Source organism: Sporosarcina sp. FSL K6-6792, from assembly GCF_038004885.1.
Classification (GTDB): Bacteria; Bacillota; Bacilli; order Bacillales_A; family Planococcaceae; genus Sporosarcina; species Sporosarcina psychrophila.
Genome location: NZ_JBBOSA010000001.1, coordinates 3,127,501 through 3,141,529, shown reverse-complemented (window position 1 = coordinate 3,141,529; position 14,029 = coordinate 3,127,501). Strand labels below are relative to the sequence as shown.

The window sequence follows — 14,029 nt, the reverse complement described above, 5'->3', positions numbered from 1 at the left end:
GTTCCCTCAAGGGGGCCGGCTAGATACTAATGCAATTCTTAAGAGTAGCCTGAACTTTCTTTACAGAAAGAGTTTCTACTCAAGCACTGATGTACTGCTTTTCGTTTGATAAGAGACGATATAAAATCCGTGAATTTTACAGGTTTTTTATTTACTTTATCGACCCTTTAGTAATTTCGGTAAGTTTAGAATTAATCGCAAAGATTTTTGCGTTGACAGCTGTGACTCCAAATCCGGCTAATCTTTTAGTGTGCATATCTAGATATTTTTCAGCTGTTTCTTTTGTTTCGAAAATGTAAATTCCACCGGCTTCATTTGTTTCTGGGCTTTCTGTCCAAACTTTCGACTTGAATCCCTCTTCTTCATTGATGCTTTTTGCTAAATCAGTAAACGCTTCCGCCATTTCATCTCCGAATGGTCCATCCATTTTAAAATCCACTTGTAGTAGGTACGCCATAGTCATTCTCCTCCGATTATTTAGTAGTTGTAAAATAAATTTTTCCTGCGCTTGATAATGTCTCGTGTAAGCTATTTTTCAATAAATGAGTTAATGACTGATTGTTCAACAATGTACATGACTTCAATTTCTTTATGAAATAGAAGTTTTTCTGTTTCACGCAAGCTAGAAAGGAAAAGTTGTTGTTTTGGTTGTAGTCCTTCCAGATTTAGAACTTATTTTCATCCTTCAAATAGTATTCATGGATGTCAATACCTTAATTATAAAGACTCTTATATTAATTAGCTAACTAGCCGCATTAGTTCATATGTATTATACCTAAAAGTTAAGAATGAGTTTTAAAAGCGTGGCCTTTTTGTATGATTTGATCTCCCTCGAAGACTCTCATGAATGGTTAAACATGTTGTTTCCTCCCCCTTTTCATTTTCACCCTGTAATATTTAAACCTGTCAATCATAATATGTAATTAACAGCTACAGTATCGCCTGCTATCATTTTCTTCCACAAGTCCAATCGGGATCGAGTATTTCCATTTGGATTCAGTGTACGATTTTCGTCAGTTTGTCCAGTTTGGTAGTTACGTTAAAATAATATGTATTATTTCGAATGGGCTGTAACCCATTAGAAAATTGTAATACAAGAAGAGACTTACTTAGATGGACTGCATCATTTTAACCAATCCCCTGCTGTCCAATATAACTTTGGAAAGAATTCTCACCATCATAGATGCTTTTTTGTATACCTCTTCTTTCTCCCAATACGCAGTATATATCCCATAAAATTATATATACACGACTAGTTAATCTCCTCTTATTTACATACTATAAAAGCTCACACAAAAAATCAGCTGCAATGTTCAAAGAATGATAGAAACGAACTCATTTGCGAATAATCCTTGATGATCCCTGTTAAAGCTAACACTTTTGTAGATTTAAAATTAGGTTCGACTTTTCAAAGGAGTTAGACTATTCCCAAAAAACATTGCTGATTTATACTCGTTCGGATATGATTGTCGAAAGGGGAGGAGAACATTCAATGACTAATAATAATGAAGATTTATTTGATAAGGAAAAACAAAACGCCCCAAAAATGAAAATAAAAAGAAAAGATGGAGAACCAACTCCGGTTTTCAAAGGAGCTTCATGGGCAGCACTGGTAATAGGAGTATCAGCTTATCTCTTAGGCTTGTATAATGCAGCTATGGAACTGAATGAACAAGGATATTACTTTGCAATTTTAGTATTCGGACTCTATTCATCTGTCTCGTTACAAAAAGCTGTAAGAGATAAAGAAGAAGGAATACCAGTCACGAACATTTATTATGGTATTAGTTGGTTAGCACTTATTATATCTATTTTATTAATGGCCATCGGTTTATACAACGCAGGAAGTATTGTCTTAAGTGAAAAAGGGTTCTATGGTATGGCTTTCGTTCTTAGTATATTTGCAGCGATAACCGTTCAGAAAAATGTTAGGGATACACAGAGAGCAAGAGAAGTAGATTGAGATACTTTCCGTTAATTTGACAGTCTGGACTTATTCAACAAGTAGAATATAACTAAGCGAGTCAGCCCTTTTTCTTATCGGAGTGTGACTCGCTTTTTTTTTTGAATAAACGACACTACATTTAGGATGTCAGTCACCCACATAATCTATCCTGTTAAACCCAATCCCACTGGTACCATCTTTCAATTGCTTCGCCTGAAGATTGTACTCATCCGTAGCGAGTCTAAAGGAAGGGTCGCTCTGACTGTCACCTTAGATTCAATTAACAATCAAAAAAAGAACCCTTATACATCAAGAGTTCAAACCGCATTTCATTTTATGGTGCATACCGGGTGCGAAACGTCGACCTTCATGCCGTCAGCGTGACGCTCTCCCAACTCGGGTTATTACACTATCCCAATTTCAAATCAGAATCTCAATTTATTAAGTCCATCAGTCGATTTTATATAGCCTTTAATCAATATGAATGAAAAGTTATGCACGATATACCTTAGTATTTACTATTGTTAACATCATCGCTTTCAATGATGTCAACTTCAGTTTCAACTCATCCTGACTACCATCAAACTAAGCCTGGTATGGAGGAAGTTCCATCATTTTCAGCTTGCCATCGACTCGTTTAACTGTGTAAGTAAACTTTTCGGTGATCGTGTCAAACTCCCTCGTATGGAACAAGGTTCCGTCTTCCAACTTTAACGTAATCACGAATTTATATTCGTCCTTGGTAACTACGGTCTGTTCAAGAATTTCATTCAGTGAGCTCCTTGGCAGTAGCTTCAGATACTGATCAATTAATTTCAACTTGTCATTAGTGTCTGTTTCGGGAAATTAGTTAATGAGTCCTTGGTAACTACCGCCGTATAACTCGACACACTTTGCAGATCCTGATTAGCAACAGCCTGCATATATTGCTCTAACGTATCTGGTATGTCAACACTAAATCAAACGATATTATTAAGGGCTAATTTTTTATAAGCAACCGGACTTAGGTAGCCTAATGTACTGTGCGAACGGATATTATTGTACCAATTGACATAATCGAAAAGCTCAAGGGACAACTGGTTAAGGGTTTGATAGTGCGCTCCGTTGATTAATTCTGTTTTTAAAATCTTAAATGTTGCCTCTGCCACCGCATTGTCATAAGGATTCCCTTTATGGCTAAGTGATCTTTTAATTTTATATCCACTTAATAATTCATCGATACCAACGTTTTTAAATTCAGAACCGCGATCTGTATGAAACAAGTTCACATTTCCCAATGGGTATTTAACAGAATCGAAGGCACGTTGAACTAGAGCAGCGTCTTTTTGTGCTCCTACGCTCCACCCGACAATTTCACGATTGTATAGATCGATTAAGAAACAAACGTAACTCCAGCGATATCCTACTTTCACGTATGTTAAGTCGCTTACTAACACGGACATCTCTTTGTCCACTTCAAATTCTCGATTTAATACGTTTCGAACGGATTCTTCATTTGGTCTTGTCGCCATTGGTTTATAGGAAGGTTTGGCGTATTTTGATTGAAGTCCAAGTTCGCTCATCAATCTTCCAATTCGGCGTCTCGAGATTGTAAGGCCTTCTGTCTCTTTATCTAGTTCTATTTTTAGCTTCCGAGTACCATAAACATGTCGGTTTTCATTGAAAACCTTAGCGATCTTTTCTTTTAATACGCGTTCTTCTTCACGCTTATCTTGTTCTTTTTGAGCGGATACTTCAGTGTCATAATAGAAGGTGCTACGCGCTATTTTTAGGACTTTACACATTGCTGATACCGAATATTTGTGACGATTTTGTTGAATCACATCTATTTTCGTCCCATGATCAGCGCTGCTTGCTTTAAAATATCTACTTCCATTTCTAGTTGCTTATTTCTCTTCCGTAAGGCAATCAATTCCTGTTCTTCCGTAGATTGATTTTCTTTTTCTTTGAAAGAACCTGACTGCCTGAATTGTGTAATCCACCTATCAAGAGCAGATGCGGTTAATTCATATTCTTTGACAATATCTTGTCGGCTTTTTCCGTTTTCATATAGGGCTACCACTTGTTTTTTGAAATCTGTGGAAAACGTTCTTCTTTTTACGGACATAGTAGATCTCCTCGCTTCTTGTGTATTATTCTACTAGCCCCTAATTTAATAGTCCAACTAAGTGTAACCTATCCATAGCCTTACAGGGAATACCTTGTGTTCTGATTAATGAAATAGAGAATGATTGTCGAATTAAAGTGGATCAGGACCATATGCAAAGGGTGGTTAGTAATTTAGTCAATAACGCTACCAGGTATGCAATGAATACATTTGAAATGAAAGGCTGGAATAATCATCAAACGATTTACATTTCGGTTGCAAATGATGGACATCACTTGCAACCGGAAGAGTTATCTAAACTATTTGATAGATATTATTCTGGTGAATATAGAAATGGAAACCCTAAAGGACATCTAGGGATTGGGTTGAGTATATCAAAGAATCTAGTTCATTTAATGCAAGGTGAAATAAAAGCTTCTATAAATAAGAATAGATTTATCATAACGATTGAATTGCCGATTTATGATGAAGGAATTTAAAAAGAATTACAACTCTTTATATATCATATTGCTGAAGAAAATAATTACAGTATCTTGTCTTTATAAAGTACCTTGTTCACATCATGTCTTACTGTTTTATGACCGGCTGTAGTTCCTTTACCAATCGCTATAAGCAAAACGTCTAAATACCTTTCAGATATATTTAAAGTCGCCTTTAATTGTTTAGAATCATAACCTGACATAGTGATTGTTTCAAAACCAGCTTCATTTACTAATAAAATTAAGGACATTGAAGCAAGACTTACATCTCTAGTTAATTCTAACTTTAAATCTTCAGCTGATTTATTTGCATAGTAATTAATTGCAGCATTCGCTAGGTGGTCCCTTAATGATTCATCAAAATAGCCTGCTTGAAAGCCCTCCTCATGTCTCTTAATGATACTATCCTTATCAAAAGCTTGATAATCACCAAGAATGACAATACGGTATCAACAATATTAATTCTACTTGTCACTTCTCAACTATTTGTTGAGTATTGTCTTTTCTACTTGAAAACCAAATAAACTTCCACATAGCTTAGCACTAATTTTCACCCTAACTATTGATTAGAAAACCTTCTCAATCTATGAGATAATAGGAGAACTAACGTTTTTTCCTTATCAGTGAAAGAGGTCTTGTCATGAAACCAGTAATTTTAGCCGAAAAGCCAAGCCAAGCGAAGGCATACGCAGACGCTTTTTCTGTACGGCGACATGAAGGCTATTTAGAGTTATTGCCCTCCCCTATTTTTTCTGAAGGTGCATATATTACATGGGGAATCGGCCATCTTGTCGAACTAAAAGAACCTAAAGAGTACGATCCGAAATGGGCCAAGTGGTCGCTTGCCAGTTTGCCAATATTGCCGGAACGCTATGAGTTTCAGGTCGCAAAGGATAAAACCAAGCAGTTCGCCATTGTAAAAAAGCTGATTAAAGCTACTGATACTGTCATTAATGCTTGTGATGTGGACCGTGAAGGATCGAATATCTTCTATAGTATTTATTATCAAACAGGCGCCAAAAACCAAACGATAAAGCGGCTTTGGATTAATTCGCTGGAAGTCGATGAAGTACGCAAAGGATTCGCGAATTTACAAGACAATCGCAAAGATCTTCTGATGTATGAGGAGGCGAAAGCCCGACAAATTAGTGACTGGCTTGTCGGGATGAATGGTTCTCGTCTCTATTCCCTTCTGTTGCAAGCACGTGGCATTCGAGATGTGTTTTCAATCGGACGTGTGCAATCGCCGACTGTTTACCTTATTTATCAGCGGCAAATAGAAATTGAAGCATTCGTTTCTGAACCATTTTATGAAATCGAAGCGACGTTTACTGCCGCAAACGGGACATATAAAGGGAAGGCCAAAGCAAAGGATTCGAAAAGAGAAATTATCCGGGACCTTCTCGCAAAACATAATATCCACCCGAAATCACCTGGTGTCGTTACTTCGGTGGAAACGGTAGATAAACGAACGCCGCCTCCACAGCTACATGCACTGTCTACACTACAGGCAACGGCAAACCGCCTATGGAAAATAAGTCCTGCGAATGTATTGAAGACAATGCAAGGGCTCTATGAAAAGAAACTCGTGACGTATCCAAGGACGGATTCCCGATATATCACACCAAGTGAATTCACCTATCTCGCTGGACAAGTAACCGAGTATCAGCAGCTTATCGGTCATACTTTCCCTGTCGCATCACTCGCTCCGAAAAAGCGCTATGTCGACAGTTCAAAAGTACAGGAGCATTATGCAATCATTCCAACGAAGAAAATTCCGTCACAAGGGGTACTTGCTGGGCTCTCGACTATCGAGCGTAACTTATATGAAGAAGTTGTCCGCACCACACTCGCTATGTTCCATACTGATTACCTGTACACTGAAACGAAAGTGACGACAGAAGTCAACAAGCTCCCATTCTTCACAATCGGGAAGACGGAACGCGATAAGGGCTGGAAAGCATTGTTCATCCGTTCGGCGAAAGAAAATGACAAAGACAAGGACGAGCCAACGCTACCGCCACTTGTGATGCACGAACCTGTGGAAAGTGATATCGGCATTAAAGAAGGCAAAACGATGCCGCCGAAACCGTATACAGAAGGCCAACTTATCGCGATGATGAAAACATGCGGAAAACTTGTCGAGGATAAAAAAGAGACCGATATTTTAAAAGAAATTGAAGGACTTGGTACAGAAGCTACCCGAAGTGGAATTATCGAAACGATCAAACGGCATGCTTATATCGACGTAACAAAAAACATCGTTTCCATTACGGATAAAGGGCGCATTCTCTGCCAAGCAATCGAAGGGAATCTTCTCGCAAGCCCGTCCATGACTGCTAAATGGGAAGCGTATTTACGAAAGATCGGCAATGGTGAAGGAACACAGGAACGTTTTCTCGGCAGCATTGCGAAGTTCATCAACAGCTTATTGGAAGAAGTACCGGGCCAATTAAACGCCAAGCCCATTGATGCAAAACTAGCCGCCAATGTAGTGAGCAAGATGCCTCAACGGACCTCCTATCAACAAGTCGAAGTCGCTCCATGCCCTGCTTGTAAAGAAGGTATGATTATTGCACGCAAAGAATTCTACGGTTGCAGTGCCTATGCAAGTGGCTGCAAGCAGACTTTTCCTGCGGTCTTCTTAAAAAAGAAACTCACACCCACTCAAGTTAAGCTTCTCTGTACGAAAGGGAAAACGAATGTTATTAAGGGTTTCGTCTCCAATTCTGATAAGAAGTTTGATGCGAGCTTAACGCTCGTTAACGGGAAAATAAATATTGAGTTTTAATTCAACACAAAAAAGTCACCTCCTTTTCAAATCAAGGAAGTGACTTTTTGTGTTGAATTAATCTATCATATTGTAAATACTGTAATCACTTATCGTTTACTTTCTTTTTCAGTTAAAAATGTAATAATAACAAACAATGCAAAGCTAATGAGTAAAATTGTTCCACCAACGATGTACAGAATAAGTGACAGTGTTTCATTCACCCCAAACGGTCGCATGAATTGTAGCCACATACCTGACGTCAGACCGATTGCTCCGATAATCCCCGTCCATCCATGAATCGCAATCAGTTTTTTGGCTCGGACTTTGTAAATTCGATAGAAGACGCCCCAGGCAAATAGAGACAACCAACCAACTAATAGAATGTGCGCGTGAATTGGACGGAATGCAGGTGATCCTGCTCCGGCCATATGTGAACCTAATACTGTCCCGATCAAACCAAAAATTGCTGCTATACGAATCAATCGTAGACTCCATTTTGCTTCCATATTAAATTCCTCCTGTAATGTTAATGTTATACCCTTACTTTAAACATCTTATATGAACGCAAGATGAACAGGACATTACAACTTCGGAAACATCACAGTAAAAGTCGTACCCTGCCCTTTACGACTAACAGCGTTAATTGTTCCACCATGCAGTTTAACAACCTGCATGACGATCGATAAGCCAAGTCCTGTTCCGCCTGTTTCCTGTGTTCTCGAGTCATCTGCCCGGTAAAAACGGTCAAAAATGCGCTCAAGTCCCTCTTCATCAATGCCAATTCCATTGTCTTGGATAAGAACTGTAACATAATCCGGCTGTTCGGTTAACACGACTTCAATCGCACCACCAATCTCTGTATACTTTAGTGCATTCGATAGCAGGTTTTCCCAAACTTTCTCAAGAAATGCAGGGTCTCCGGTGAAACGAACTTCTTCAAGATCCATTTCTAACGTCATTTCTTTCTCTTCAAGCAACCATCTAAACTTGCGGACTGTCTCCTTCAACTGCATGTCCAAGTCAAAGATCTTCTTTTCGAGTGGGGATGATAACTGATCGAGTGATGTGAGAAGCAGCAACTGTTTCGTCAATGAAGACAATCGTTCCGTTTCGGATTGGATAACGTTAGCATAACTTTTCCGTGAATCTTCCGTGAGTTTATCGTCCAACAACAGCTCGGCATATCCTTTTATATTAAGCAACGGTGACTGGAAATCATGCGACACATCGCTTATGAATTCTTTGCGTATCCGATCATTTTCACTAAGTTTCCTCGTCATCAGCTGAAAGCTTTTCGCCAATTGCCCAATTTCATCTTTTCGATTAATATCGAGCGTTCCAGAGAACTGTTCTTCGCCAACCTTTTTCGTCGCAGCAGTTAACTCTGTAATGGGATCAATCAACATTTTAGCCACAATCAGCATCGCCAGCAAACTGATAATTGCCATGATCAGCACCATCCCACCAAGGATATAGTGCACTTCCGTGAAGAGCATCTTAATGTCTGGGCGTAGAAAAAGGGCATACGTTTCCCCACTATATTCAAAGGGTACCCCCACGGTGTTTGCTAATTCATTCGAGAAAAATCCGGTTACGAACGTTTCGCCTGGGAGATCTCTCATCCCGTGATACACGTCACCATTCAATACCTGTTCTACAACGTTGTTTGAAAGATTTTCTACCCGAAATGCTTCCCCATACATCGTGGCTTCTTGGTTTTCATTGACAACGTAGAGCTTATACCCGACCGCAGACTGCGTTTCAAGGTAATTTACCAGATCTAATTCCTTATCCGATTCAATGAATGACGCAATGCTTTTCGCAATGCTCATATTCTTCTCGTCGTTTTGCCCTTTCAACTGTTGATGGTAATATGTATTGACCGCTAGAAAAGCAATCAGCGCACTTGCTATCATGATAACGGTTGTCATCGCGATAAATTTTCCGTACAGTGATCTCATGAGGATGACACTTCAAGCTTATACCCAACACCACGCACTGTTGAGATGGTTACTTCCCCTGTCAGCTTTGTCAATTTGTCTCGAATTCGCTTGATATGAACGTTTAACGTCTGTTCATCGCCCTCATAGTCATAACCCCATACCCGTTCAATTAGTATTTCCCTAGTAAATACATGATTTGACCGTGATGCCAAAACTGAAAGTAATTCAAACTCCTTTAACGGAAGAAGAAGCACTTTCTTGCCAACAGAGACTTCATAGCTCTGCCGATTTATTTTCATCGGTCCAGCTTGAATGAACACATCAACTGCTTTATCGTATCTGCGCAAAATTGCATTTATCCTAAATAACAATTCCCTTGGCTCGAAAGGTTTTACAACATAATCATCGGAACCCGCAAGGAACCCTTTTTCCTTATCTTCTAGCTCCCCTTTGGCCGTCAGCAATAAAACCGGTATATCCGCCTCTGCCCTAAGCTTCTTCGTCAACTTATAGCCGTCCATTCTTGGCATCATCACGTCCACGACTGCCAAATCAGGTAAGTCCTTTTCCAATAACTCCAGCGCCTCAAAACCATCCGCTGCTTTCATAACTGTATACCCGGCCTGTGTCAACTGAATGCTCACAAGCTCCAAAATATTAGGATCATCGTCTACCACCAATATCTTCATCATGTTACGCGCCTCCTCTTTCTACCGGATGACCTCCGCCATTCCGCATTTAACAAACCTGACAGCAAAATAATAACCGCCGTCAAATAAAACCAAATAACAAGTAGGATAATACCCGACAATTGTCCATATAAGCGAGTATAGTCAACGTTCGAAACATAACTCCCAAACACAAGTGAAAATAACTGCCAACCAATAGCAGAAAAGAGTGCGCCCGGAAGTGCTTCTTTAAACTTCATCTTACCTGTTGGCACCACTTTATAAAACAATAAGAAGAATAGAAACAGAAATAACGTTCCCAAACCCCATTTAACATTCGGCCAAATATAAAACCAACCTTGCCATTCCTCAATCGTATCGTAATAAGTCACAACTCTATATAAAGCCTTTTCGATAATTGGAAGAAACAATGATAACGGAATGACTAACATAAAAAGAAGCGTTACTCCAAGATCACGTATCAGTACTTTCCAATATGCATAGCGACGTACATAGCCATTCGCCAGGTCAAGTGAACGCGCAAGCGACTGTACAGCCATGGAAGTAATCCAGAACGCTGCTACAAGGCTTGCATATAGCACCTTCCCATGCCCTTTATTGAGAACCGCACGAACATTTTCCTCTATTACAGTAAACGCTTCATCAGGCGTGAAAGGCCTGAGAAATGTCAAAAGCATCTCTTCATCAACGGGAAACAAACTAAGTAAGGAAAGGATGAAAAGAAAAAATGGAAACATGGACAATAAAAGATAGTATGCAGTCTGTGCTGCCTGATCAAAAAAGCGTTCATTAAAAAAACGAACCACTACATTTTTAATAATTGTCATTTGCAACCCCCTCTACTTCAATATACCCTATTCTAAAGAATGCCATAGGATAACTATAAAGGGATATAGAATATATATATAGAGGTGAATTGTATTAAGTTATTGGTTGAGAGTAGGTGCCTCGGACCGATCAGATAATCATGGCAACGATCAGATCCCCTTGCTAACCGATCATATAATCATGGCAACGATCATATCCCATTGCTAATCGATCAAATAATCATGGTAACGATCATACGCCATTGCTAACCGATCTGATAACACTGGTAACGATCATACGCCATTGCTAACCGATCAGATAACACTGGTAACGATCATATCCCATTGCTAACCGATCAGATAACACTGGTAACGATCATATCCCATTGCTAACCGATCAGATAATCATGGCAACGATCATATCCCATTGCTAACCGATCACATAACACTGGTAACGATCATATCCCATTGCTAACCGATCATATAATCCTGGTAACGATCATATCCCATTGCTAATCAATCACATATCTCATCCCTAACCAATTATATAACCAGTGGGATTAATTCCAAATGCAGATTTCCGACAATAAAGAACCATTCCTTTTTCCGACCACATACCCATAAATTCTCCAAAAAGTTAACATTATAAATAAACACAAAAAAAGCCACTACCTATAAGGTAATGACTTTTCAATGAGACCGGCGACGTCCTACTCTCGCAGGGGGAAACCCCCAACTACCATCGGCGCTGAAGAGCTTAACTTCCGTGTTCGGGATGGGAACGGGTGTGACCTCTTCGCAATCGTCACCAGACTCTTTGAGCTTGTTCGCTCAAAACTGAATAAAACAGACATTGTGCTACACGAATCAGGGTAATCAAGCCCTTTTCAAAATTGGTTAAGTCCTCGATCGATTAGTATCCGTCAGCTCCACACGTCGCCGTGCTTCCACCCCAGACCTATCAACCTCATCTTCTTTGAGGGATCTTACTTACTTGCGTAATGGGAAATCTCATCTCGAGGGGGGCTTCATGCTTAGATGCTTTCAGCATTTATCCCGTCCATACATAGCTACCCAGCGATGCCTTTGGCAAGACAACTGGTACACCAGAGGTATGTCCATCCCGGTCCTCTCGTACTAAGGACAGCTCCTCTCAAATTTCCTGCGCCCGCGACGGATAGGGACCGAACTGTCTCACGACGTTCTGAACCCAGCTCGCGTACCGCTTTAATGGGCGAACAGCCCAACCCTTGGGACCGACTACAGCCCCAGGATGCGATGAGCCGACATCGAGGTGCCAAACCTCCCCGTCGATGTGGACTCTTGGGGGAGATAAGCCTGTTATCCCCGGGGTAGCTTTTATCCGTTGAGCGATGGCCCTTCCATGCGGAACCACCGGATCACTAAGCCCGTCTTTCGACCCTGCTCGACTTGTAGGTCTCGCAGTCAAGCTCCCTTATGCCTTTGCACTCTACGAATGATGTCCAACCATTCTGAGGGAACCTTTGGGCGCCTCCGTTACTCTTTAGGAGGCGACCGCCCCAGTCAAACTGCCCGCCTGACACTGTCTCCTGCCCCGATAAGGGGCATGGGTTAGAAGTCCAATACAGCCAGGGTAGTATCCCACCAACGCCTCATCCGAAGCTAGCGCTCCGGAATCCAAGGCTCCTACCTATCCTGTACAGGCTGCACCGGAATTCAATATCAGGTTACAGTAAAGCTCCACGGGGTCTTTCCGTCCTGTCGCGGGTAACCTGCATCTTCACAGGTATTATAATTTCACCGAGTCTCTCGTTGAGACAGTGCCCAGATCGTTACGCCTTTCGTGCGGGTCGGAACTTACCCGACAAGGAATTTCGCTACCTTAGGACCGTTATAGTTACGGCCGCCGTTTACTGGGGCTTCAATTCGAAGCTTCGCTTGCGCTGACCTCTCCTCTTAACCTTCCAGCACCGGGCAGGCGTCAGCCCCTATACTTCACCTTGCGGTTTTGCAGAGACCTGTGTTTTTGCTAAACAGTCGCCTGGGCCTATTCACTGCGGCTCTCTCGGGCTTTAACACCCTACCAGAGCACCCCTTCTCCCGAAGTTACGGGGTCATTTTGCCGAGTTCCTTAACGAGAGTTCTCTCGATCACCTTAGGATTCTCTCCTCGCCTACCTGTGTCGGTTTGCGGTACAGGCACCTCCCGCCTCGCTAGAGGCTTTTCTTGGCAGCGTGAAATCAGGGACTCAGGGATAAATCCCCTTGCTGTAACAGCTCAATGTTATAGGAACGGGATTTGCCTCATTCCACACCTCACTGCTTAGACGCGCATAACCAACAGCGCGCTCACCCTATCCTACTGCGTCACCCCATTGCTCAAACGGCGGGGAGGTGGTACAGGAATATCAACCTGTTGTCCATCGTCTACGCCTTTCGGCCTCAACTTAGGTCCTGACTAACCCTGAGCGGACGAGCCTTCCTCAGGAAACCTTGGGCATTCGGTGGAAGGGATTCTCACCCTTCTTTCGCTACTCATACCGGCATTCTCACTTCCAAGCGCTCCACCAGTCCTTACGGTCTAGCTTCGACGCCCTTGGAACGCTCTCCTACCACTGACATCTAAGATGTCAATCCACAGTTTCGGTGATTCGTTTAGCCCCGGTACATTTTCGGCGCAGCGCCACTCGACCAGTGAGCTATTACGCACTCTTTAAATGATGGCTGCTTCTAAGCCAACATCCTGGTTGTCTGGGCAACGCCACATCCTTTTCCACTTAACGAATACTTGGGGACCTTAACTGGTGGTCTGGGCTGTTTCCCTCTCGACTACGGATCTTATCACCCGCAGTCTGACTCCCAAACATAAATCATCGGCATTCGGAGTTTGTCTGAATTCGGTAACCCGGGATGGGCCCCTAGTCCAAACAGTGCTCTACCTCCGAGATTCTTAAGTTTGAGGCTAGCCCTAAAGCTATTTCGGAGAGAACCAGCTATCTCCAGGTTCGATTGGAATTTCACCGCTACCCACACCTCATCCCCGCACTTTTCAACGTACGTGGGTTCGGGCCTCCAGTAAGTGTTACCTTACCTTCACCCTGGACATGGGTAGATCACCTGGTTTCGGGTCTACGACCCCATACTCTATCGCCCTATTCAGACTCGCTTTCGCTGCGGCTCCGCATTCACTGCTTAACCTTGCATGGAATCGTAACTCGCCGGTTCATTCTACAAAAGGCACGCCATCACCCATTAACGGGCTCTGACAACTTGTAGGCACATGGTTTCAGGATCTATTTCACTCCC

10 protein-coding genes and 2 rRNA genes (1 of these 12 cut by a window edge) are annotated in these 14,029 nt (G+C 41.7%); 3 read left to right on the top strand and 9 right to left on the bottom strand.

Features of this window, described 5'->3' with window-relative positions; translation table 11 throughout:
- Positions 1-151: 151 nt before the first annotated feature.
- Entirely contained in the window at positions 152-457 is a 306-nt protein-coding gene (locus MKZ26_RS15320; RefSeq protein ID WP_338656726.1) for a monooxygenase, read from the bottom strand.
- 1,035 nt (positions 458-1,492) lie between these two features.
- Between MKZ26_RS15320 and yiaA the strand changes: the two genes are divergently transcribed.
- Positions 1,493-1,963, top strand: a complete 471-nt coding sequence (gene yiaA / locus MKZ26_RS15315) for an inner membrane protein YiaA (protein WP_340766684.1) — start codon at positions 1,493-1,495, stop codon at positions 1,961-1,963.
- 567 nt (positions 1,964-2,530) lie between these two features.
- Here the strand turns inward: yiaA and MKZ26_RS15310 are convergent.
- Together MKZ26_RS15310 and MKZ26_RS15305 are read right to left on the bottom strand one after the other, a co-directional pair.
- Entirely contained in the window at positions 2,531-2,668 is a 138-nt protein-coding gene (locus MKZ26_RS15310; protein WP_340766683.1) for a hypothetical protein, read from the bottom strand.
- 236 nt (positions 2,669-2,904) lie between these two features.
- Positions 2,905-4,052 (bottom strand): IS3 family transposase gene (locus tag MKZ26_RS15305; protein ID WP_340766682.1). Its coding sequence is split into 2 segments (ribosomal slippage): positions 2,905-3,806 and positions 3,806-4,052, totalling 1,149 coding nucleotides; the frame shifts between segments, so codons are not numbered across the junction.
- Between the two features lie 152 nt (positions 4,053-4,204).
- Between MKZ26_RS15305 and MKZ26_RS15300 the strand changes: the two genes are divergently transcribed.
- Positions 4,205-4,531: a sensor histidine kinase gene (locus tag MKZ26_RS15300; RefSeq protein WP_340766681.1), complete on the top strand. Its 327-nt coding sequence runs from the start codon at positions 4,205-4,207 to the stop codon at positions 4,529-4,531.
- A 640-nt stretch (positions 4,532-5,171) separates the two neighbouring features.
- Positions 5,172-7,322 carry a type IA DNA topoisomerase gene (gene topB / locus MKZ26_RS15295; protein ID WP_338654522.1) on the top strand — a complete coding sequence of 717 codons (2,151 nt, stop codon included), beginning with the start codon at positions 5,172-5,174 and terminating at the stop codon, positions 7,320-7,322.
- Positions 7,323-7,411: 89 nt separating this feature from the next.
- On the opposite strand, the gene MKZ26_RS15290 is transcribed toward topB, so the two are convergent.
- The 6 genes from MKZ26_RS15290 to MKZ26_RS15265 form a co-directional block, all read right to left on the bottom strand.
- Entirely contained in the window at positions 7,412-7,810 is a 399-nt protein-coding gene (locus tag MKZ26_RS15290; protein ID WP_067213709.1) for a hypothetical protein, read from the bottom strand.
- A 75-nt stretch (positions 7,811-7,885) separates the two neighbouring features.
- On the bottom strand, positions 7,886-9,265 hold the full coding sequence (locus tag MKZ26_RS15285) for a HAMP domain-containing sensor histidine kinase (protein ID WP_340766680.1): 1,380 nt from the start codon (positions 9,263-9,265) through the stop codon (positions 7,886-7,888).
- On the bottom strand, positions 9,262-9,936 hold the full coding sequence (locus tag MKZ26_RS15280; RefSeq protein WP_340742560.1) for a response regulator transcription factor: 675 nt from the start codon (positions 9,934-9,936) through the stop codon (positions 9,262-9,264). Before MKZ26_RS15280 ends, MKZ26_RS15285 begins: the two co-directional genes overlap by 4 nt.
- Positions 9,936-10,763, bottom strand: coding sequence for a YihY/virulence factor BrkB family protein (locus tag MKZ26_RS15275; RefSeq protein ID WP_067213711.1), 828 nt, complete (start codon positions 10,761-10,763; stop codon positions 9,936-9,938). The genes MKZ26_RS15280 and MKZ26_RS15275 overlap by 1 nt, the downstream gene beginning before the upstream one ends.
- Before the next feature lie 676 nt (positions 10,764-11,439).
- Positions 11,440-11,555, bottom strand: a 5S ribosomal RNA gene (gene rrf / locus MKZ26_RS15270).
- Positions 11,556-11,635: 80 nt separating this feature from the next.
- A 23S ribosomal RNA gene (locus MKZ26_RS15265) occupies positions 11,636-14,029 on the bottom strand; it runs 538 nt beyond the window's last position.